21 protein-coding genes are annotated in these 22463 nt (G+C 63.5%); 1 reads left to right on the plus strand and 20 read right to left on the minus strand.

The annotated features are described in order from the left end of the window. Window positions 1–42: 42 nt before the first annotated feature. From AWB75_RS17600 to ndk, 14 genes are all read right to left on the minus strand, one after another. A complete protein-coding gene (locus AWB75_RS17600; RefSeq protein WP_061125377.1) occupies window positions 43–1194 on the minus strand; it encodes an ATP phosphoribosyltransferase regulatory subunit in 1152 nt (383 codons plus the stop codon). 109 nt (window positions 1195–1303) lie between these two features. Then, window positions 1304–1489: a DUF2065 domain-containing protein gene (locus AWB75_RS17605; protein WP_407642149.1), complete on the minus strand. Its 186-nt coding sequence runs from the start codon at window positions 1487–1489 to the stop codon at window positions 1304–1306. Window positions 1490–1547: 58 nt separating this feature from the next. Then, complete coding sequence (gene hflC / locus AWB75_RS17610; RefSeq protein WP_061125379.1) at window positions 1548–2450, minus strand: protease modulator HflC; 903 nt, start codon at window positions 2448–2450, stop codon at window positions 1548–1550. Window positions 2451–2461: 11 nt separating this feature from the next. Continuing rightward, a complete protein-coding gene (hflK, locus tag AWB75_RS17615; protein WP_061125490.1) occupies window positions 2462–3859 on the minus strand; it encodes an FtsH protease activity modulator HflK in 1398 nt (465 codons plus the stop codon). Window positions 3860–3918: 59 nt separating this feature from the next. Beyond that, the gene (gene hflX, locus AWB75_RS17620; RefSeq protein ID WP_061125380.1) at window positions 3919–5187 is read right to left on the minus strand and encodes a GTPase HflX; all 1269 of its coding nucleotides are present in this window, start codon (window positions 5185–5187) and stop codon (window positions 3919–3921) included. 86 nt (window positions 5188–5273) lie between these two features. Continuing rightward, complete coding sequence (gene hfq / locus AWB75_RS17625) at window positions 5274–5510, minus strand: RNA chaperone Hfq (protein WP_006999489.1); 237 nt, start codon at window positions 5508–5510, stop codon at window positions 5274–5276. A gap of 160 nt (window positions 5511–5670) precedes the next feature. Beyond that, window positions 5671–7011 (minus strand): ribosome biogenesis GTPase Der, encoded by a 1341-nt coding sequence (gene der / locus AWB75_RS17630; RefSeq protein WP_061125381.1) that lies wholly within the window; start codon window positions 7009–7011, stop codon window positions 5671–5673. Window positions 7012–7397: 386 nt separating this feature from the next. Beyond that, window positions 7398–8543 (minus strand): outer membrane protein assembly factor BamB, encoded by a 1146-nt coding sequence (gene bamB / locus AWB75_RS17635; RefSeq protein ID WP_061125382.1) that lies wholly within the window; start codon window positions 8541–8543, stop codon window positions 7398–7400. Between the two features lie 117 nt (window positions 8544–8660). Continuing rightward, window positions 8661–9290, minus strand: a complete 630-nt coding sequence (locus tag AWB75_RS17640; RefSeq protein WP_061125383.1) for a tetratricopeptide repeat protein — start codon at window positions 9288–9290, stop codon at window positions 8661–8663. A gap of 67 nt (window positions 9291–9357) precedes the next feature. Continuing rightward, a complete protein-coding gene (hisS, locus tag AWB75_RS17645; RefSeq protein WP_061125384.1) occupies window positions 9358–10707 on the minus strand; it encodes a histidine--tRNA ligase in 1350 nt (449 codons plus the stop codon). Between the two features lie 6 nt (window positions 10708–10713). Further along, window positions 10714–12030: a flavodoxin-dependent (E)-4-hydroxy-3-methylbut-2-enyl-diphosphate synthase gene (gene ispG / locus AWB75_RS17650; protein ID WP_061125385.1), complete on the minus strand. Its 1317-nt coding sequence runs from the start codon at window positions 12028–12030 to the stop codon at window positions 10714–10716. Window positions 12031–12152: 122 nt separating this feature from the next. After that, the gene (locus AWB75_RS17655) at window positions 12153–13268 is read right to left on the minus strand and encodes a RodZ domain-containing protein (RefSeq protein ID WP_061125386.1); all 1116 of its coding nucleotides are present in this window, start codon (window positions 13266–13268) and stop codon (window positions 12153–12155) included. A gap of 178 nt (window positions 13269–13446) precedes the next feature. Next, window positions 13447–14589 carry a 23S rRNA (adenine(2503)-C(2))-methyltransferase RlmN gene (gene rlmN, locus AWB75_RS17660; RefSeq protein WP_061125491.1) on the minus strand — a complete coding sequence of 381 codons (1143 nt, stop codon included), beginning with the start codon at window positions 14587–14589 and terminating at the stop codon, window positions 13447–13449. 145 nt (window positions 14590–14734) lie between these two features. Further along, window positions 14735–15160, minus strand: a complete 426-nt coding sequence (gene ndk / locus AWB75_RS17665) for a nucleoside-diphosphate kinase (protein WP_014191612.1) — start codon at window positions 15158–15160, stop codon at window positions 14735–14737. A gap of 341 nt (window positions 15161–15501) precedes the next feature. On the opposite strand from ndk, the gene AWB75_RS17670 reads away from it, so the two are divergent. Further along, the gene (locus AWB75_RS17670) at window positions 15502–16200 is read left to right on the plus strand and encodes a Bax inhibitor-1/YccA family protein (RefSeq protein ID WP_061125387.1); all 699 of its coding nucleotides are present in this window, start codon (window positions 15502–15504) and stop codon (window positions 16198–16200) included. Window positions 16201–16275: 75 nt separating this feature from the next. On the opposite strand, the gene rlmD is transcribed toward AWB75_RS17670, so the two are convergent. The 6 genes from rlmD to surE form a co-directional block, all read right to left on the minus strand. Further along, window positions 16276–17691 carry a 23S rRNA (uracil(1939)-C(5))-methyltransferase RlmD gene (rlmD, locus tag AWB75_RS17675; RefSeq protein ID WP_061125388.1) on the minus strand — a complete coding sequence of 472 codons (1416 nt, stop codon included), beginning with the start codon at window positions 17689–17691 and terminating at the stop codon, window positions 16276–16278. 63 nt (window positions 17692–17754) lie between these two features. Next, window positions 17755–18531, minus strand: coding sequence for a 3'-5' exonuclease (locus tag AWB75_RS17680; protein ID WP_061125389.1), 777 nt, complete (start codon window positions 18529–18531; stop codon window positions 17755–17757). 43 nt (window positions 18532–18574) lie between these two features. Further along, on the minus strand, window positions 18575–19666 hold the full coding sequence (gene rpoS, locus AWB75_RS17685; protein ID WP_061125390.1) for an RNA polymerase sigma factor RpoS: 1092 nt from the start codon (window positions 19664–19666) through the stop codon (window positions 18575–18577). A 12-nt stretch (window positions 19667–19678) separates the two neighbouring features. Beyond that, window positions 19679–20608 carry a peptidoglycan DD-metalloendopeptidase family protein gene (locus AWB75_RS17690; protein ID WP_061125391.1) on the minus strand — a complete coding sequence of 310 codons (930 nt, stop codon included), beginning with the start codon at window positions 20606–20608 and terminating at the stop codon, window positions 19679–19681. A 5-nt stretch (window positions 20609–20613) separates the two neighbouring features. Further along, a complete protein-coding gene (locus tag AWB75_RS17695) occupies window positions 20614–21696 on the minus strand; it encodes a protein-L-isoaspartate(D-aspartate) O-methyltransferase (protein ID WP_061125492.1) in 1083 nt (360 codons plus the stop codon). Continuing rightward, the gene (surE, locus tag AWB75_RS17700) at window positions 21693–22451 is read right to left on the minus strand and encodes a 5'/3'-nucleotidase SurE (protein WP_061125392.1); all 759 of its coding nucleotides are present in this window, start codon (window positions 22449–22451) and stop codon (window positions 21693–21695) included. Before surE ends, AWB75_RS17695 begins: the two co-directional genes overlap by 4 nt. Window positions 22452–22463: the final 12 nt, after the last annotated feature.

Here is a 22463-nt window from a genome sequence, read left to right on the forward strand (position 1 = left end):
AACAAAAAGTCCTTGCCGATCAAGCGACTGTATTCGTCCCGCTCAGGCCCGCGCCTCGACCGTCCACTTGCCGTCACGCTCGACGAGCACGCGGTCGAACGCGAATTCATCGAGCACATGATCGTGGCCGGGCAACGCCTGAATCACCACTTCGCCCGCGCCGCGCAGCGCCTGAATTGCCGCGCGCAGCGGTTCATCGTGCTTCCAAGGCGCGAGGATCGCGCTGCCGCGGGCATCGACGGGCGAGATGCGCGCCACTTCACGCAGGTCGAGCGAAAAGCCCGTCGCGGGTCGCGCACGGCCGTACGCAAGACCGACGTCGTCGTAGCGGCCGCCTCTTGCTACAGCATTCGGCACGCCATCGATGTAGGCGGAGAACATCACGCCGCTGTGGTAGGCGTAACCGCGCAAATCCGCGAGATCGATCATCAACTCCGCGCCTTCGACCTGGCTCGCGAGGAACGCGAGATCGTCGAGCGCACGCGCGATCACCGGCAGATTCGGCAGACGGCCGCGCGCGATCTGCAACACCGAGGCATCGCCATACAGCGACGGCAGCGCGCGCAGCGCCTCGCGCGGCACCTGTCCGAGATGCGCGGTGAGTTCGTTGAGGCGCGGCACGTCCTTGCTCGCGAGCGCGTCGTAAAGCGCTTCGCCGAGCGACGCCGCAGCCGGTTCGAGCTCCAGCAGCGCGGCGACCACCCCCGCGTGGCACAAATCGAGACGCACTTTTCTCAGACCTGCCAGATGCAGCGAATCGAGCATCAGCTGCTGAATTTCGAGATCTGCTTCGAGCCCGGCGTGACCGTAGATTTCAGCGCCGATCTGGATCTGCTCGCGCGTCGCATGCAGCCCGCGCGGCCGCGTATGCAGCACGACGCCCGCGTAGCACAGGCGCGTCACGCCTTGCCGGTTCAGCAAATGCGCGTCGATGCGCGAGACCTGCGGTGTGATGTCCGCGCGCAGCCCGAGCGTACGCCCGGACAACTGATCGACGAGCTTGAAAGTGCGCAGGTTCAGGTCGCTTCCACCGCTCGTCAGCAGCGATTCGAGATACTCGAGCATCGGCGGCATCACGAGTTCGTAGCCGTACGAACGGAACCGATCGAGCAGGCGGCGGCGCAGCTCTTCGATCTTGCGGGCTTCCGACGGCAGAACGTCGGCGATATTCTCGGGAAGTAACCAGGTGGACATCGATGCGATTCCTACGGGACGCGAAGTTCGGCGATCGCGGACTTCAACGGTCAGGGACGAAAAGATAAAGACAAGATAGACGAAACGGCGGCCTGCTGCCCGGTGCAACTCACGTCGCGATCAGCAGCAGGATGAGCCCGAGCACCATCGCGATCAGTCCGCCGATGCGGATATGGTGCGTAGGCCGCTCCGCGATGCGGCGAAAGGTATCGCGCCACGCGGTCGGGAAAACGAAGGGAAACATGCCTTCGATGATCAACATCAACGCAACAGCGAGCAGTAACGTCTCGACCATGTCCAGGGAAATTTAGGCGCCGCGCCGGCCAAAATCCGGTGCGCGGCGCGGGCGGGAATCAGCGCTTCGCCGTGGCGGGGGGCGACGTGTCCGTCGCGCCGCCCGTCGGGCTTTTCATGAAGCGGAAGAAATCGCTGCTCGGGTCGACGACGATCAGATCGCCCGGCTTGAACGTCTTCTTATACGCTTCGAGGCTCTGATAGAACTGGTAGAACTGCGGATCGCGTCCGTACGCATCGGCCGATATCGCCGCCGCCTTGCTGTCTCCTTCGCCCTTGATCGACTGCGCCTGGCTGTAGGCGTCCGCGAGAATCGCCTGCTGCGTGCGTTCCGCGTCGGCCTTGATCTTGTCCGCTTCCGCCGTGCCCTTCGCGCGCTCGTTCGCCGCCGCCTGCTGGCGCGCCGCGATCATGCGCTTGTAGACCGAATCGGCCACCGCCGACGGAAAGTCGATGCGCGTCATTTGCAGATCGACGAGCTGCACGCCGAACGCCGCCGCCGCGCCTTCGACGCTCTTCTGCGCGTCGCTCGCAAGCGCCTGCTGATTGCCAAGGGCATCAGTTAGCGTGCGCTTCGCGAAGCCGCTCGCAAGCGCCGTGCGCCCGAGCGCGACGATGCGCTCCTGGGCCGTCTGCGTGTTCTTCTCGTTGCTCTCGAAGAGCTTCACGGGGTCGGCGACGCGGTACTTGATCACCGTGTTCACCAGCACTTCGTTCTTGTCCGAGGTCGAGAAGCGGTCCGCGCCGGATTCGTCGATGGTGAGCGTGCGTGTGTCGACCAGCGTGAGCGTCTGGAACGGCGGCGGCAGCTTGAAGTGCAGGCCGGGGCCTTCGAGACGCGGATTGCTTTCGCCATGCGCGGCGACGATGGCGGCATGTCTTTCATCGACGGTGAAGATCATCGACGAACCGATGAACAACACGATGACGACGGCAACGACGAGCGCAATGATTCGATTCATGTTCGCGCTCCTTACTGTAAGTCTTCGGAGCGGCTGCGGGAGCGGAACGCATCGCGCGAGCGCAGCGGATCGCCGCCGGCATTCGCGCTCGCACCGCTTGCCGCGCTCGCCGCGCTGGCAGGCGCCGCGGCAGCCGGCGCCGATGCACTCGCCGCACCCTGCGCGCGCGCCTGCGGCCCTTCGGCCGTGGCCGGCGCACCCGGCGCGGCCGCGCCGCTCGCGGGCTGGGCAGACGTCTGCGACGCCTGCTGTCGATTCGCTTCGATGAGCTTGTCGAGCGGCAGATACACGACGTTATTGCCAGCCTTGCTGTCGACGAACACCTTCGTGGTGCGTGAATAGATCTGCTGCATCGTATCCAGGTACATGCGTTGACGGATCACCGCGGGCGCTTTCGAATACTCCGCGTAGACCTCCTTGAAGCGCTCGGCGTCGCCCTGCGCCTGCGTGACTTCGCGGTTGCTGTACGCCCTCGCCTCATCGAGCAGCTTGGCCGCGTCGGCCTTCGCGCGCGGGAGCAACTGATCCGCATAGGCTTGCGCGGTGTCGCGCGCGCGTTCATTGTCCTGACGCACCCGGGACGCTTCCTCGAACGCCGACTGCACCTGTTGCGGCACCTGCACGCTTTGCACCGCGACGCCTGTCACCTGCAGGCCGGTGCGATACGTGTCGAGCGAACGCTGGATCGATTCCATCAGGCGCGAGCGCAGCGCCTCGCGATCCTTGTAGAGCATGTCGTCCGTGGTGAGGCCGCCGGCGATCTCGCGAATCGCCGCTTGCGCGGCCTGCGTGACGCTGTCGTCCGCGTTGACGCTGCGGTAAAGGAAATCGGTAGGCGACTTGATTTGGTACTGCACGGCGAAGCGCACGTCGACGATATCGGCATCGTTGGTCAAGAGCGATGCGTCGCGCACGTTGCCTTGCGAAAGCGCGGCGCCGCGCCCGATCTCGACGGAGCGGATCTGCGATGTATCGACGATATCGTTCGACTGGAACGGATACGGCAGGCGCCAGTGAATGCCCTGCGCGACCGTCTGACGATATTTGCCGAACTGCGAAACGACGCCGACATGACCGTCCTGCACGACGAACACGCCGCTGCCGAGATAGATCGCGATCAGCACGCCGATGACGATCCCGAGGCCGATCTTCGTGCCGCGGCCGTTTTCGCGCGGCGCGCCGTTGCCGGGCTTCTTGCCGAACACGCCGGCGATGCGGCGATTGAACTCGCGCCACATCTCGTCGAGATCGGGCGGACCTTCGTCCTTGCCGTTCGGACGCTTGCCGTCTTGCGGACGCTTCGTGTCGTTCTTCACGCCATTGCCGTCGCCCCGCCCCCAGCGCGGATCGTTCATCGAAAAGACGGCATGCTCAGCTTGCCGGATAGTCCGCTCTTTGTAGTCGTTCACTCGGTGATTCACCATTAGACAGCCGGGTCGATGCGGGGTCGCTGCAGTTCCGGAGCAAGTCAATGCCCGTGCTCGGGAACCTTGTGATCGTCACGTTCTACGGCCTGCCGGTGGTCTTCCGGCTGCGCGTTTGCGTCGTGTATGGCGTTAGACCCGGACTGCGTGGATTGCGTTGCTTCGGACGCCTCTTGCGGTACCGGAAACTCGGCCAGCACGCTGGGTAGGCCCGCGTCGGTTTCTTCGGATTCCGCCGTGGCGATTTCGGCGATGGCAGCGCGCAGCGCATCGAGTCCCTGACCCGTGCGTGCACTCAAGAAAACGCGCGAAATATTACCATACTCGTCCCTTTCAACCGCCTCGCCGCGGGCCGCGAGTTCGGGTACCGCGTCGATCTTGTTGAAGACGAGAATCTGGCGGATATCGTCCGCGCCAATACCGCGCAACACCTCGTTCACCTGATCGATCTGATCGAGGCGCACCGCGCTCGACGCATCGACGACATGCAGCAGCACGTCCGCGTGAATGGTTTCCTCCAGCGTCGCGCGAAAAGCGGCGACGAGCTGGTGCGGCAATTCGCGGATAAACCCGACCGTGTCCGACACGACGACATGGCCCGCCTCCTCGCCGAGAAACACGCGGCGCGAAGTGGTGTCGAGCGTCGCGAAGAGCTGATTGGCCGCGTACGCCTGCGCCTTGGTGAGCGCGTTGAAGAGCGTGGACTTGCCCGCGTTCGTATAGCCGACGAGCGACACCGACATCGTGCGATTGCGCGCGCGCTGACGCCGCTGCGTGCCGTGCTGGCGACGCAGCTTTTCGAGCCGCGACTTGAGCGCCTTGATGCGCTCGCCGATCAGCCGGCGGTCGGTTTCGAGCTGCGTTTCACCCGGACCGCGCAAGCCGATACCGCCCTTCTGCCGTTCGAGGTGAGTCCATGCGCGAATCAGGCGCGTCGACAGATATTGCAGTTGCGCCAGTTCGACCTGCAGCTTGCCTTCGTGGCTGCGGGCGCGCTGAGCGAAGATATCGAGAATGAGGCTCGTGCGATCGACCACGCGGCGATTCAGCGCGACTTCCAGATTGCGCTGCTGCGCGGGCGCGAGCGCGTGATTGAAGATGACGAGTTCGACGTCGTTCGCTTCACATTGCAGGCGCAATTCCTCGACCTTGCCGCTGCCGATGAACATCTTGGCATCGGGACTCTGACGGCGGCCGGTGAGCGTGACGGCGGGATGGGCGCCCGCACTTTGTGCGAGCAGACTGAGTTCTTCGAGACTGGCTTCGAAATCGATCTTGCCGAAGTCGATGCCGACGAGCGCTGCGTTAATCAAATTGATGTTTTCAGATTTTTTGAAGCGACCGGCGAGTTGCTTAATGTTCGTGTTTGGAGTGCAAAGCGCGCCGGTCGCGACGAGGTTTAGGACGATTCAGCGTCCGGGTGGAAATTCACCGGGCGGGCCGGCACGACCGTCGAAATGGCGTGCTTGTAGACCATCTGGGTGACCGTATTTCGGAGCAACACGACGTACTGGTCGAACGATTCGATGTTCCCTTGAAGCTTGATGCCGTTGACCAAATAGATCGACACCGGCACGTGCTCTTTACGCAGTGCGTTCAAAAACGGGTCTTGTAACAATTGCCCTTTGTTGCTCATAGCAAACTCCGTGTTTTTTTGCAGGTTGGAAGTATTGTGGACGAAGAAAAAGAGATCCGCCGACAATCGCTACACTATAGCCGATTTTCGCTGTTTTACGTTTCCGTGCCGGTCGGCCAAATGGCCAGCGGCGCCGTAACGCAAGGCTTCTCGCGGCTCTTTATTCCTTGTCCGCGTAAGGATTTTGGCTCGACCGAAACTCTATGCGCAGTGGAGTGCCCGCGAGACCAAAAGTTTCACGGAAGCGCCCTTCCAGATAACGCTTGTACGTGTCCGTGATCGCGTCGAGCGCGTTGCCGTGCACGACGATGATCGGCGGATTCTGACCGCCCTGGTGCGCATAGCGCAGCTTCGGCCGGACCGGACCGCGACGGCGCGGCTGCTGGAATTCGACCGCTTCGATGAGCGCGCGCGTGAGCTTGGGCGTCGGCAGCTTGGCCATCGCGGCGGCGTAGGCGTCATCGACCGATTTCATCAATGCGCCGATGCCCGTCTTCTCGAGCGCCGAAACGTAGTGGAACTTGGCGAAATCGAGAAACTTGAGCTTGCGCGTCAGATCCGCCTTCGTGCGTTCACGCACGTGCGAATCCAGACCGTCCCACTTGTTCACGCCAACCACGAGCGCGCGGCCCTGCTCGACCACGAAACCCGCGATGTGCGCGTCCTGCTCCGAAATGTCCTGCTGCGCGTCGAGCAAGAGAATCACGACGTTGGCGTCGGCGATCGACTGCAGCGTCTTCACCACCGAGAACTTCTCGATTGCTTCGAACACCTTGCCGCGGCGGCGGAGCCCGGCCGTGTCGATCAATGTGTATTTGCGGCCTTGTCGCTCGAAATCAACGTAGATCGAATCGCGCGTGGTGCCGGGCATGTCGAATGCGATCACGCGCTCCTCGCCGATCAGCGTGTTCACGAGCGTCGACTTGCCGACGTTCGGACGACCGACGATCGCGATCTTCACGCCGTGCTTCGCCTTCTCTTCTTCAGTCTCCTCCGGCTGATCCTTGTACGCGATGTCGAGCGCGTCGTTGATCATCTCGACGACGCCGTCGCCGTGCGCGGACGAGATCGCGCGCGGGTCGCCGAGACCCAGTTCGTAGAAGTCCGATGCGACCGCCGAGTACTTCATGCCCTCGGCCTTGTTGACGACGAGAAAGAGCGGCCGGCCCGTCTTGCGCAGATAATCCGCGATCGCCTTGTCCTGCGGCGCGAGCCCATTGCGCCCGTCGACGATGAACACGACGATGTCGGCCTCTTCGACCGCCTGGCGCGTCTGACGCGCCATCTCGTGCAGGATGCCGTCCTTCGCGACCGGCTCGAAGCCGCCGGTGTCCACGACGAGATACGGCCGCTCGCCGCCCACGCGGCCTTCGCCGTAATGGCGATCACGGGTCAGGCCCGGCAGGTCCGCGACGAGCGCGTCGCGCGAACGGGTGAGCCGGTTGAAAAGAGTCGATTTCCCCACATTGGGGCGCCCGACGAGGGCAATCACGGGTTTCATCTGATGTTGTTCAAGGTTGAACGCCAGGCGAACGCGGAACGGGCGGTAGAAACTTCTCGTTGCGTTCCGCTACGCCGCGCAATGGCTGCGCTTGTCGAAAATTAGCATGGATTTGGCTTGCCGCACGCGAGGTGCGTGGGACCAGCCCTTCGGCGGTCGTCCGCCGGTCGCCTCTCTGGAGGCTCGTTTCGCACGTCGCCTTCGCGCGACGCGCTTCATTCTTGCACCCTGCTTTTGCGTACGGGTCTTATCGCGACGCGCGCGCGGCGCCGCTTCTTTCTCGTGCGGCTCTCTGGGGCGAGCCTGCCGCACCGCCGATTCGACGGCGCGCTTGCTGCTGTCAGCCGCGAACGAGCGTCAAGCTCTATCGCGGCCGATGTTTCCGGTCAGTTGCTCGGGCGGAAACCGTAGAGGTCGCCGTCATGGGTCTGCACGACGAGCGTGTTGCCCGCCAGCACGGGTGCCGCAGTGATTGCGCTGCCGTCGGTCGGCGCACGGCCGACCAGCGCGCCGCTCTCCGTGTTCAGGAAGTGCACGAAGCCCTGGTAGTCGCCCACCACGACCGCGCGGCCGAGAATGAACGGCACGCTGACATTGCGATTCTTGAGCGTTTCCGTCTTCCAGAGCTGCGAGCCATCGGACGCGCGGAATGCGTTGACGACCGACCAGTCGTCGCCCGCCGCGACCACCTGCTCGGCCTGCGCGAGGCCGCTGTCGCTCGAGAAGTTCTTCTCCCACACCGGACGCCCCGAGTTCGCATCGAAGCAGCCGATACGGCCCTGGAACGTCACCGCGCAGGTCTGTGCGCCGACGAGGCCCGGGGCACCGGTCACGTCGTTGATGCGCTCGACTTCCGTCACGCCCTTCGGATACGACACGGGCGCCTGCCAGTAGGCGTCGCCGGTCTGCAGGTTGATCGCCGCGAAGGTGCCGCCGGGGAAGCCCGCGAGCACGGCCTGATTGCCGGCGAACGTCATGCCCGCCGCGACGCGCAGGTTCAGCGGCACGGCGCGCAACTGGAAGACCCACCGTTGCTCGCCCGTCTGTGCATTGAACGCGATGACCTTGCCGTCGATCGTGCGTACGATCACGAGATCGTTGCCGACGAGCGGCGGCGAAATGATCTCGCCTGGCGCCGTGGCGGTCCACAGCAGTTTGCCGTCGGCGCCGAGCACGTCGACCTGGCCCTTCAGTCCGCCCACCGCCGTGAGGTTGCCGTCACTGCCGACACCCGCGGACAGATCGTCCTTGAGCTTCGTGCGCCAGACGTCCTGTCCGGTCTTCGCGTCGATCTTGGCGACGGTGCCGTTCGTGCCCGCAGCGAACACGAAGTCGTCCACCGCGACCGGCGAGAAGAGATAACGGCCGGCCTTGCCGACACTCGCCTTCCACGCCTGATTGACGTTCAACACCGGCTTGAATTCGGCGAGCGGCACCGGCACGCGGCGTTCATCCTTGGTCGACGAGCAAGCAGCCAGCAAGGCGGTCATCGCGCAAGCGAGCGGCACGGCGTAACGTTTCAAAAAAATCATCGGTGGACGCAATATGAATGAGTGAATGAGGTTGATCGGCGCTGGCCGCCGCGTCGCTTCATGGCGACACGCCGGGCCAGCAGCTCCATTGAGCAATGTCGAGTCGATACGGAAACGTCAGCCGCCAAGTGCATCGAGCTTGAACTGAACCAGTTGACGCGCAGACGTGTCGTTCGCGGGCAGCGCGCCGAGCGCGACCTTGTACGCCGCACGCGCGTCGTCGCGCTTGCCTTGCGCGGCGAGCAGATCACCGCGACGATCGGCGATCACGCCCTTGAAGGCATCGAGCGGCTGATCCGCGAGCAGCTTGAGTCCTGCGTCGTAGTTCTTTTCGTCGAGCAGAACGAGCGCGAGGCGCAGCTTCGCAATCTGTTTGTACTCGCCGTCCTTCGCGTGATCGATCGCCCACTGCAGTTGCGCCTTCGCGCCTGCCGTGTTGCCCGCGGCATAGAGCGATTTTGCGGCCGCGAGCGCGGTCATCTGCGCGTAGGCGGTGCCGCCGAACTTGTCTTCCATGTCCGCCGCGACACGCGCGACGAGCGCCTGGTCGTTGCCGTTCACCGCCTGCTGCAAATGGTCGTACAGCACCGAAGCCTCGGCCGCCTGACGACGCTGCCAGTAGTTCCATCCGTTGTAACCGGCCCCGATGATGAGCGCCACGAGCACGATCCAAGTCGTGCTGTTACCCCATCTGGCCCACCAGGCCTTTACGCTTTCGAGTGATTCTTGTTCGTCGTGATAACTCATCGTCCAGCTAGTCCTTCCTGCGTTTCATTTGATCCGGCGCGACGCATGCAGCTTTGCTGCCTAAATCTTAGGCACCCTCGTCGTCGGCGGTTGCAACCATCGCATTGATTAGGTATTCGGTCAAGTATTCCGCCGGAACGTTCACTTGCTCGTTCTTTTGCCCTTCGGACGTTTCGCCGCCCGATCGGCGCAGCGGCTTGACACCGATCATGCCTTGCGCGAGTTCGTCTTCACCGAGTACGACCGCGAAGGCCGCGCCGCTCGCGTCGGCCTTCTTCATCTGCGATTTGAAGCTCGCGGACGCGCCGTCCGGGCTGCAATGAAGAATGACGTCGAGACCCGTGTCGCGCAGACGTTCAGCAACGATGAACGCGTGCTCGGCCGCCTTCTCGCCCTGATGCACGACGTAGACATCCGTACCTTCGGCTTCAGGCGCGAGTTGCTCTTCCTTCAGCAGTTCGAGGATGCGCTCCACGCCTATCGCCCAGCCACATGCCGCGGTGGGCTTGCCGCCGAGCTGCTCGATCAGCGGATCGTAGCGACCGCCGCCCGCGACCGTCCCCTGCGCGCCGAGCTTGTCGGTGATCCACTCGAAGACGGTGAGGTTGTAGTAATCGAGGCCGCGCACGAGACGCGGGTTGATCGTGAACGGAATGTTGTTCGCCTTGAGCAGCCGCTGCACGCCTTCGAAGTGCTTGCGCGACGTCTCACCGAGAAAATCGACGAGCTTCGGCGCGTTCTGCGCGATCTCCTGCATCGCAGGATTCTTGGTGTCCAGCACGCGCAGCGGATTCGTGTAGAGGCGGCGCTTCGCTTCTTCATCGAGCGAATCGACGTGCTTCTCCAGATACGCGATCAATTCCTTGCGATGCGCAGCGCGCTCTTCTGCCTGACCGAGCGAATTCAGTTCGAGGCGAATGCCCGTGAGTCCGAGATCGTCCCAGAGACGCTGGCACATCATGATGATCTCGGCGTCCGTGTCCGGACCCGCGAAACCGAGCGCTTCCACGCCGACCTGATGGAACTGGCGATAACGCCCGCGCTGCGGACGCTCGTGACGGAACATCGGGCCGATGTACCACAGGCGCTTCGGGCCGTCGTACAGCAGATTATGTTCGATGGTCGCGCGCACCACCGCAGCGGTGTTCTCCGGGCGCATCGTCAGATGCTCGCCGTTCAGCGCATCGGTGAAGCTGTACATCTCCTTCTCGACGATGTCGGTCACTTCGCCGATTCCGCGCGTGAACAACTGCGTATGCTCGATGATCGGCGTGCGGATATTCTGATAGCCGTAGGCGCGCAGCATCGACTTGACGGTGCTTTCGAAGAAGTCCCACAACGCGGCATCCTGCGGGAGGATGTCGTTCATGCCCTTCACGCCGCTCAGTCTTTCGAGCCGTTTCTTCTGTTCAGTCATCTGTATTTAGATTGGAGCCGCGGAGGTTTCTTCGCGCTTGCCGTACGTACGCTCCACGTAGTCGGCTACGATTTGCTGGAACTCGACGGCGATATTCTCGCCGCGCAGCGTCTTCACCTTCACGCCGTCGATGAACACGGGCGCCGCCGGATTCTCGCCGGAGCCAGGCAAGCTAATGCCGATATTCGCGTGCTTCGATTCACCCGGCCCGTTGACGATGCAGCCCATCACCGCGACATGCATCTTCTCGACGCCGGGATACTGGTCGCGCCATTCAGGCATCGAGCTGCGCAGATAGTTCTGAATCTGCGACGCGAGTTCCTGGAACAGGGTGCTCGTCGTGCGGCCGCAGCCGGGACACGCGATGACCATCGGCGTGAACGAGCGCAGGCCCATCGTTTGCAGAATTTCCTGGCCCACGACGACTTCGCCCGTGCGCGCGCCGCCGGGTTCCGGCGTCAGCGAAATGCGGATCGTGTCGCCGATGCCTTCCTGCAGCAGCACGGAAAGCGCCGCCGTCGAAGCGACGATGCCCTTCGAGCCCATGCCTGCTTCGGTGAGTCCGAGATGCAGCGCGAAGCTGCAGCGCTTCGCGAGCTCGCGATACACGGCGATCAAGTCCTGCACGCCGCTGACTTTGCACGACAGAATGATCTTGTCGCGGCCGAGACCCAGCTCGACCGCGCGCTCCGCCGAGCCGATCGCCGACTGAATCAGCGCTTCGTACATCACGCTTTGCAGTTCCCACGGCGTCGAGCGCGCGGCGTTCTCGTCCATCATGCGGGCGAGCAGATCCTGATCGAGACTGCCCCAGTTCACGCCGATACGCACCGGCTTGTCGTATCTGATCGCCGCTTCGATCATCTGCGCGAATTGCGTGTCACGCTTCGCACCCTGACCGACGTTGCCCGGATTGATGCGGTACTTCGACAGCGCTTCCGCGCACGCCGGATAGTCGCGCAGCAACAGGTGACCGTTGTAATGGAAGTCGCCGACGAGCGGCACCGTCACGCCCATGCGATCGAGCTGCTCGCGGATATGCGGGACTTCAGCCGCTGCTTCCGGCGTGTTGACCGTGATCCGCACGAGTTCCGAGCCCGCTTGCGCCAGTTCCTTGATCTGGATCGCGGTGCCGATGGCGTCGGCGGTGTCGGTGTTGGTCATCGACTGGACACGCACGGGCGCGTCCCCGCCGATCGTCACGAGCTGGCCGCCCCATCGCACGTCGACCGCATGCGATGCGCGACGCGCGAGCGGTCCGCCGAAAACCGGCTCGGTCGAACAAATCTTGCTGCTGATCAGGGATTGAGCTTCGGATTGCATCGAAAAACCCTTTGGCAATCTGCGCGCCTTGGCAGCGCGGCTGCGTGTGTGGAATCTCAAACGGGCATCACGTCATGCAGACCGTGATGCCCTCGAATGTGTACCGCGCGAACCCGCTGCGCTCAAGGCAGCGAGAGGCGCGCGACGTTTCCGCGTGCGGAGGAATAGCGCTTGGCATCGACCGGTTCGTCGTCGACCGATAGCGACTCGACGCCCTTCACGTTGCCGACGGTCACCTTGAACGGTGCCTCGCCTTCCACGCGCTGCGTGTTGCCGGCGCGAACGAGGCCGGAATACAGTTCCTTGCCGTCCTTGCCGCGCACGCTGAACCAGCTATCTTCCTTTACTTTCACTTCGACGGCGCCGGAACCGCTTCCCGCGACGCCCGGAGCGGACGACGCTGCAGCAGCCGCCGCCGATGCCGCCTTCGCGGTCGTTGCCGGCGCCGCCGCGCCGGGCGCGCTCGCACCCTGCACTGCCGAAAGCGTCGACGACGAAGCCGGGAGCGCGTTCGTGCCGAGCGGACGCGGCATCGGCTGCTCGCCGGGCGCCGCCGCGACTTCCGGCAGCGACGCTTCTCCCGTGTTGGCCGCGGCAGCCTCGTCGGGCGTCGGCGTGGACGATGCCGCGACCGGCTCGTTCGAACCCGGCGTCGACGACAGGCCGACGCCCGTCGTCGCTTTCAGACGTGCGAGCCAGTTGCTCGAGTCGCCGCCGGTGTGCCACATCACGAGCGCCGCCAGCACGACAATGATCGCCAGCACGCCCCACACCCACGATTTGCGACGGCCGGACGAATTACCGAGCGGCACGGACACGCGTGCGCGCGGCAGGCCTGCACCCGACGACGCGGGCACCTTCAGATTGTGCTCGACCGCTTCGCCGTCGCGCCGGAACGCCTGCGTGAACGGCGCCGGATCGGCACCAAGAATCTTCGCGTAACTGCGCACGATGCCTGCGGCAAACGTGCGATCGGGCAACTGGCTGATATCGCCCGCTTCGAGCGCGAGCAGCTTCGGCGGCGACACCTTGAGCCGCGCCGATACATCGTCGATCGACCATGCTTTCGCCTGACGGAGCTGCGCGAGACGCGCGCCGACTGCCTGCACCGAGTCCAGGGCCCCCGCCGGGCTCGCACCGAATGCCGCCCCTTCCGCACCGGTCTGACCGTCGTGCTGGCTGCCGGACCGGTTGCTGGTATGACTGCCGAAAGGCGTCGGGTGCTGCGGCTCACTCATGCCAAATTCCTCGCATCGATTCTTTTCTATAGCGCTGCTGCTGCATTAGGTTCGAAAACTCCGGGCACGATACAACTCCGGCGCCATTGCAGACCGCTTTATAACAAAATGTTCGGCTTTTCGTGCCGCGTCCGGCGCCCTCGCCTCTGTTCCGCGGCTTTTTGATTCGAACGCCCCGTCAGACCGCCCGCACCTCGATCGTCTTGCTTCCTGCCCGGCCGGTGCGCTCCGCTAGACGCGTGCGATCCTGCACCGCGCCCGCGAGCTGGCCACACGCGGCGTCGATGTCGTCCCCGCGCGTTTTGCGCACTGTGGTGACGACGCCCGCATCGATCAGCACCTGCGCGAAGCGCTTGATCTGCTCGTTCTTCGAACGCGTCAGCCCGGATTCCGGGAACGGATTGAACGGGATGAGGTTGAATTTGCACGGCACGTCGCGCGTCACGGCGAGCAATTCGCGCGCGTGCGCTTCGCTGTCGTTCACGCCATCCAGCATGCAATATTCAAACGTGATGAAGTCGCGCGGCGCGACTTTCAGATACCGCTGGCATGCGGCCATCAACTCGCGCAACGGGTACTTCTTGTTGAGCGGCACCAGCATGTCGCGCAGCGGATCGTTCGGCGCATGCAGCGACACTGCGAGCGCCACTGGCAGATCCGCAGCGAGACGGTCCATCATCGGTACGACGCCGGAGGTGGAAAGCGTCACGCGCCGGCGCGACAGGCCGTAGGCGTTGTCGTCGAGCATCAGGCGCATGGCCGGCACGACGGCGTCGTAATTGAGCATCGGCTCGCCCATGCCCATCATCACGACGTTCGTGACGACGCGCTCGCCCTTGCCGGGCCCGCCGACCTCGCGCCCGAGCGAGCGGCGCAGCGCGAACTCCGCCATGCGCAACTGCCCGATGATCTCGCCCGTCGTCAGATTGCGGGAAAAGCCTTGCTTGCCGGTGGAACAGAACCGGCAGTTCACCGCGCAACCCGCCTGCGACGACACGCACAACGTGCCGCGCGTTTCTTCGGGGATGAACACGGTTTCGACCGCGTTGCCGTTGCCGACGTCGATCAGCCACTTGCGCGTGCCGTCGGTGGAAACGTGGTCACTGATGATGTCGGGCATCGCCATGTTGGCGCGGCCCTTGAGTTTTTCGCGCAGCGATTTCGCGAGATCCGTCATGCCGTCGAAGTCTTCGGCGCCATATTGATGGATCCAGCGCTGCAATTGCTTGGCGCGAAACGGCTTTTCGCCCAGGCTCGCGCAATACGCGGTGAGCCCGGCGGCGTCGAGATCAAGAAGGTTGACGGTGGTGCTGCTCGTCATGTCGAGTTCTGCCATTTCAGATTGCGAAGCCCGGAATATCTTTTCCGGGACCGTTCGCGCCGGTTCCTGCTTTCTTACGACTTCTTCTGCGTCGAGGCGCGATACCGGATCGGCCGCACGGCCAACCCGGCGACCAACGCGAAAATTAACGCGAGTAGACGTTCACTTGCGGGAAGAAGAACGCGACTTCCTGCGCTGCCGTTTCCGCTGCGTCCGAGCCGTGCACGGCGTTGGCGTCGATGCTGTCAGCGAAGTCGGCGCGGATCGTGCCCTTGTCAGCCTTCTTCGGATCGGTCGCGCCCATCAGGTCGCGGTTCTTGACGATGGCGTTCTCGCCTTCGAGGACTTGAATCATCACCGGGCCGGAAACCATGAATTCCACGAGGTCCTTGAAGAACGGACGCGCAGCGTGCACGGCGTAGAACTTTTCCGCGTCGGCGCGCGACAGGTGCACCATGCGCGAAGCGATGATCTTCAGGCCTGCGTTCTCGAAACGGCTGTAGATCTGGCCGATAACGTTTTTTGCCACTGCGTCCGGCTTGATAATCGACAGGGTGCGCTCGATCGCCATGAAAAACTCCAGAAAATGAATGGTTTACGGATTAAAACGAATCGACAATTGTAGCACGAAGCAAGGTATGATTGCGATTGAAACCTTACGGCGCAGTAAGAATCAAACCCAGCGAGAGCTTAACCGTCGGCACAGTTGAATCAGCCTTTCGAACTATTGAATTCGGGACGCGCCGGGGCCATATTGGAGCAGAGCGCCGCATTGCAACGGGGAAGGTGCGCCGTACAGCGGAAGCAGCGGAAAACAGTCCTAATACTGGTTTAAGTCCGAGAACTTATCATTCGTGTATGACGGATGTAGCGGGAAGACCGAACGACAGACAATTGGAGCAAGGAGAAACCATGAACGAATCACCTTATAGCTTTGGCCGCAATGGCAGCGTCACTTCGCTGGAGACACGCAACCGCGTGCTGCGCAACACCTACTGGCTGCTCGCGCTCTCGATGGTGCCGACGGTGCTCGGCGCATGGGTCGGTGTCGCGACGGGCTTCTCGCTGTTCGCCGCCACCAGCCCGGCGATGAGCTTCATCGCGTTCCTCGCGATCGCATTCGGCTTCATGTTCGCGATCGAAAAAACCAAGGACAGCGGCATCGGCGTGGTCGTGCTGCTCGGCTTCACGTTCTTCATGGGCCTGATGCTTTCGCGCCTGTTGAGCTTCATCCTCGGGTTCTCGAACGGGCCGCAGCTCATCATGATGGCGTTCGGCGGCACGGGCGTGATCTTCGCCGCGATGGCGACCATCGCCACCGTCAGCAAGCGCGATTTTTCGGGGTTGGGCAAGTTCCTGTTCATGGGCGTGATCGTCATTCTGCTGGCTGCGTTCGCGAACATCTTCCTGCAGTTGCCGGCGCTGATGATGACGATCTCCGTGCTCGCCATCGTGATCTTCTCCGCGTACATGCTCTTCGACGTGCAGCGCGTCGTGAACGGCGGCGAGACGAATTACATCAGCGCGACGCTCGCCATTTATCTCGACCTGTACAACGTTTTCACGAACCTGCTGGCGCTGCTCGGCATTTTCGGCGGCAATCGCAACTGATTTGCTTCACTGCGACGGAAACGAAAAACCGGCCTTCGGGCCGGTTTTTTTGTGCCTGCAATATGCCGCGCGAGATCAGTCGCGCTCGAACAACGCGATCGATTCGACGTGGGACGTGTGCGGAAACATGTTCACCACGCCCGCGCCCTTCATCCGGTAGCCGGCTTCATGGACGAGCAGGCCAGCGTCGCGCGCAAGCGTCGCCGGATTGCACGACACGTAGACGATGCGCTCGGGCAACGGCCCTTCGCCGCTCTGCGCGATCTCCGCGAGCGCCTTCGACACGGCGAGCGCGCCTTCGCGCGGCGGATCGATCAGGAACTTGTCGAAGGCGCCGAGTGCGCGCAGATCGTCGGCGGTGATTTCGAACAGATTGCGGCACGCAAACGACGTATGCCCGTCGACGCCGTTGGCCTTCGCATTCTCCAGCGCGCGGGCAGTCAGCGCCTCGCTGCCCTCGATGCCGACGACTTCGCGCGACACCCGCGCGAGCGGCAGCGTGAAGTTGCCAATGCCGCAGAAAAGATCGAGCACGCGGTCCGATCTTTCGGGCGCGAGCAGACTCAACGCCCGGCTCACCAGCACGCGATTGATCTGATGATTCACCTGCGTGAAATCGGTCGGCTTGAACGGCATGCGGATGTCGAATTCCGGAAGCGTATAAGCCAGCTCGCGGTCGAGCGGATAAAACGGATAAACCGTGTCCGGGCCTTTCGGCTGAAGCCAGAACTGGACGTCATGCTCATCAGCGAATGCGCGGATCAGGGCTTCGTCGGCTTCCGTCAACGGTTCGAGGATGCGCAGCACGAGCGCGGTCACGTCGGAGCCGACCGCCAGCTCGATCTGCGGCATCCGATCACGGATTGACAAGCCAGCCACCAGATGACGCAGCGGCACGAGCATCGCCGACACGTGCGGCGGCAGCACTTCGCAGCTCGTCATGTCGGCGACATAACTGCTCTTGCGCTCATGAAAGCCGACCAGCACGCCGCCCTTTTTCTCGACATGCCGCACCGTCAGCCGCGCGCGATACCGATAGCCCCACGACGGTCCGTGAATCGGCCGGAACATGGTCTCCGCCCGCAGTTTCGACAGATGTTGCAGACTGTCTTCGAGCACGCGCTGTTTCACCGCGATCTGCGCGCGCACATCGAGATGTTGCATCGAGCAGCCGCCGCAGATGCCGAAAAACTGACACTTCGGTTTTGCGCGAATGACGCTTTCACGCAGCACGCGGACCACTTGCGCCTGCTCGAAGCTCGGCTTCTTGCGAAAGCTCGAATAGCTGACACGTTCGCCCGGCAGCGCGCCTTCGACGAAAATGACCTTGCCCGGCTCGCCGTCCTCGTTGACCGTGCGGCCGACGCCGCGCGCTTCCATATCGAGCGACTCGATTTCGAGCTCGGGCGCGACGAAGTCGGGATCGGGCGTGACGGACTTCGCCGGCGCGGCACGACGGCGATGGGGAGTTTTTCGAGCGGCTTCAGACACCTGCGTACTTCCTGACTAACGATTGGCAAAGGCGAGATTGTAGACGAACGTCATCGCGCCGCTTCACTTCCCGAACGCCGCCAGATACTCGGCCCAGTGCGGCGACGTTTCCTGCGCGAGCGCATCCTTCACGAAATTGATTTCGTCGGTGTACTCGTCGGGCGTGAAGCCGCCGCGCATCATCTGGAAGCGGCAGTACATTAAGTACGTGTTGACGACATCCGTCTCGCAATAGTTGCGGATCTCGTCGAGATGGCCGTCGCAATACGCTTCCCACACCTTGCCGCCGTCCATGCCGAGCTTGCCGGGAAAGCCACACAGCTTGGCGAGCGCATCGAGCGGCGCGTTGGCGCGCGCCTGATACATCGCGAGCACGTCCATCAGGTCGATGTGCCGCATGTGATAGCGGCTGATGTAGTTGTTGAACTTGAACTCGCGGTCGTCCTGCCCGAGGTCCCAGTAACGCGGCGCGGCAATGCCGTGCACCAGCGCCCGGTAATGCAGCACCGGCAGATCGAAGCCGCCGCCGTTCCACGACACGAGCTGCGGCGTGTATTTCTCGATCACGCGATAGAACGACTGAATCAGCGCCGCCTCGCCATCGCCAGGAGCGCCGAGGGAGCGCACGCGAAAGCCGTTGTTGTCGCGGAACACGCACGAAATCGCCGCAACGCGTTGCAGATGATGCGGCAGAAAGTCGTTGCCGACGCGCTCGCGGCGCGCCTGGAACGCATGTTCGGCGACTTCGCGGTCGGAGAGATCGTCGGGTAAATCTTCGAGACGGCGAATGCCGTCGACATCGGGGATCGTCTCGATGTCGAAAACGAGAATCGGTGTCATTGAATCCTGGAACGCGACGCCCTCCCGGGGCGCCGTCAAAGCGTTAAAGCACGGCGTCCTTACGAACACCGTTGGAGGCGAAAAAGCGCTTGAGCCGCACCAGCGCCTCTTGCTGGATCTGGCGCACGCGCTCACGCGTGAGGCCCATTTCGTCGGCGAGTTCTTCGAGCGTCGCGGGCTCGATATGGTTCAGCCCGAAGCGCCGTTCGATCACATGCCGATGTTTATCGGACAACCGCGACAGCCACAGGCGCGTGAGCGATTCTAGTTCGCGATGCTGCACTTCCGCGTCAGGCGACTGGCTCTGGTCGTCGGAAAGCAGATCTAGAAGGCTGCTGCCCGGGTCGAGGTCGAGCGGCGCGTCGAGCGAAGCCGTGTGCTCGTTGAGCGCGAGGATGTCTGTGACTTCCTCGGGCGTCTTGCCGGTGAGATACGCGATGTCGTCGATGCTCGCGTCGCGGCGCTCGGGCGCGACGCTGTCGGCCGCGTTGGCGGAACTTTTTTCCAGATGGCGCTTCGCGCGCAGCACCTGATTGAGCTCGCGGATCACGTGCACAGGCAGGCGCACCGTGCGCGCCTGATTCATGATCGCACGTTCGATGCTCTGGCGGATCCACCAGGTGGCATAGGTCGAAAAACGGAAACCGCGCGTCGGATCGAATTTTTCGATCGCGTGCATGAGGCCGAGATTGCCTTCCTCGATCAGATCGAGCAACGGCACGCCGCGATTGAGATAACCCTTCGCGATACTGACGACGAGCCGCAGATTGCGCTCGATCATGACCTGCCGCGCGTCGAATTCGCCCGCCTTTGCGAGCCGCGAGTAGCGCTGCTCTTCCTCAACGGTCAGAAGCGGCTTCACGCTGATGCGGTTCAGGTAATGCTGGATGGTGTCGGCCGTGAGCTCGGCCTGCAGCAGCGAGCGAAAGTCGTCGGCGTCCGGCGCGGAATCGTTTGCGCTTTCACCCGCTTCGTCGCTGCCCTTTCCCCGGCTTTCGCCTTCTTCTTCGGAATCTACGTCGACGTCGACGTTCTCGTCGTCATGCGTCGAAGCACCGTCTTCCACCGACACTTGCAAAGGTCGGCTGATGGTCTCAGTCTCGGCTTGCGGCAGGCGGCGCTTCGTTTTTGGCATGATGGTTTCGCTTTATTGCGGCGGCAAATACTTCAGTGGGTCAACAGGTTTTCCCTGCCGGCGAACTTCGAAATGCAACATCACGCGGTCCGAATCGCTGTTCCCCATCTCAGCGATCTTCTGCCCTTTAGTTACCGCGTCTCCCTCTTTTACCATCAAAGCACGGTTATGTGCGTACGCCGTCAGAAAAGTTGCGTCGTGCTTGATGATAATGAGATTGCCGTAGCCGCGCAGCCCATTTCCGGAGTAAACCACTCGGCCATCCGCCGACGCGTTGACCGCATCTCCCACCGCACCGCCAATATTCAAACCCTTGTTGCTCGCCTCGTTGAACGTGCCGAGAATCGGTCCGCGCGCCGGCCAGATGAACGCCGGCTGGCCCGCTGGCGCCGCGCTCGCGTCAGCGCCCGCAACACCCGGCGCGCCCGGCGCCGACGCCATGCCGGCCGCCGCACCCGCGGTGGCTCCCGGCGCGGCACCCATGCCCGAATTCGGACCGTAGTACGGTGGCTGCGCACCATTGAGCGGCTGTGCCTGCACGCCGCCGCCCACGATCGGCGCGGTCGCCACGCCGGGCGTCGCCGCCGCGACGTTCGCGCCCGGAGGCGCCACGCGCATGAGTTGGCCGACTTCGATCTGATTCGGGTTGGTCAGGTTGTTCCACGTTGCGATGTCGTGATAATTCTGACCGTTTTCCAGTGCGATCCGATATAGGGTGTCGCCCGGTTTCACGCGGTAATAACCGGGGGGCGGCGGGCCGTTGTCCGGCGCCTGCGCAGCGGTAGTGCCGATGGGCGCGCCCGTTCTATCGACGACAGGCGCCATGTCCATGCGCGTCGAACACGCAGCCAGCGCGGACAACGCCAGCACGCACACGCCGCGCTGCATCGCGCTCAGGCGTCGGTCCGCACTTTCTTCTCGCAAAGCACGAAGGATACTCATCGGTGTCAAATCACTCCGGATTTTAAGGGTACAAAGAAAACGCGATCGAGCTGCTCTTCACGCCATTGCGCCGCGGCGACTCGCGTGACGAGCGTCAGCACTTGCGACTGCGCGGCCTGCGATCCGACAGGCGCGACGAGCTTGCCGCCCACCGCCAGCTGATCCAGCAGGGCCTGCGGCACGTCGAGGCCCGCGCAAGCGATCACGATCGCGTCGAACGGCGCGGCCGCGGGCAAGCCGAGGCGCCCGTCGCCGTAATGCAGCCTGATGTTCGGCACGCGCAGCGGCCGAAGGTTGAGCTTCGCGCGCTCCGATAGCGGGCGCACACGCTCGATCGAATAAACCTCAGTGGCGACTTGCGACAGCACCGCCGCCTGATAGCCACAGCCGGTGCCGATTTCCAGCACCTTGCTCAACGTGCGCCCCGCCGCGACCAGCTCGATCATGCGCGCCACGACGGACGGCTTCGAGATGGTCTGGTGATGACCGATCGGCAGCGCGGCATCTTCGTAAGCCTGCGCGGCGAGCCCGGGATCGACGAACATGTGGCGTGGCACCACGGACATCGCGTTGAGCACGCGCGGATCGGTCACGCCGTTCGAACGAAGCCGTTCGACCATGCGTTCGCGCACCCGTTCCGACGTGAGCGTCTGCATACTTGCAAGCGCGACATTGGGCGCGCCTTTGCGCGTGCCGGCCGCGGACGCGTTCAGGGCGCGCTCGGCCGAGCGCGGTGCGGCGCGCAATGCGCTCGTGCGCGGTGCATGATGCGTTTGCGCCGCGCTCTTGTTCGCGCCCGGAACCGCTTTCGTGGCGTTCGCCGCGCCCGGCGCCGGCTTTGCGCCGGAACGCGGGGGAAAAACAGAGGTAGCCGGCTTCGCGGAGGCCGCTGCCGTCGCGGGATTTTTCATCGTCGCGTTCGCCGCACGCGATGGGCCCGGTTTCGCCGGTTGCGCCGGCGCTGGCTTGAGCGCTGAAGCGGCGACTTGCTTGCCGCGGGCATCTTGCCCACGCGCCGCCGGCGAGCGCCGCTCGCGAACCAGATCCGCGAGCGCCAGCGGAAAGCGCTTGGCGCGCTCGTCGGTCATGTGCTGCGGCTCCCGGCGCGCGCCCATTCGCGCGTCTCGGCCATCAGCTTCGTGTGAGTCAGATCGAGTTGCAGCGGCGTAATCGACACGAAGCCGTTCGCGACCGCGTGGAAATCGGTGCCTTCGCTCGCGTCGAGCGCGTCGCCGGACGGTCCGATCCAGTAGATCGGATTGCCGCGCGGATCGCTCTGGCGGATGACCGGCTGCGACGGATGGCGCTTGCCGAGGCGCGTCACCTTCCATTCGCGCAACTGATCGTAAGGCAGGCTCGGGATGTTCACGTTCAGCAACGGATGGCCCGGCATCGGATGGTCGAGGAAATGCGCGACGATCTCCGCAGCGACGCGCGCGGCGTCTTCGAGATGAAGCCAGTCCCGGCCGACGAGCGAGAACGCGATCGCCGGTATGCCGAACATGAAGCCTTCGGTGGCAGCCGCGACGGTGCCCGAATACAGCGTGTCCTCGCCGACGTTCTGCCCGTTGTTGATACCGGACACGACGAGATCCGGCTGCTGGTCGAGCATGCCGGTGAGCGCGATGTGCACGGAATCGGTCGGGGTACCGTTCACGAAATTGAAACCGTTCGGCGCCTGATGCACGCTCAAGGGCCGCGACAGCGTAAGCGAGTTGGACGAGCCGCTGCAGTTTTGCTCGGGCGCCATCACCGTTACTTCGCCGAGCGGCTGCAGGACGTCGTGCAGCACATTGATGCCGCGCGCCAGGTAACCGTCGTCGTTGCTGAGTAGGATTCGCATCCGACGATTGTA

Source organism: Caballeronia catudaia (genome assembly GCF_001544755.2).
Classification (GTDB): domain Bacteria; phylum Pseudomonadota; class Gammaproteobacteria; order Burkholderiales; family Burkholderiaceae; genus Caballeronia; species Caballeronia catudaia.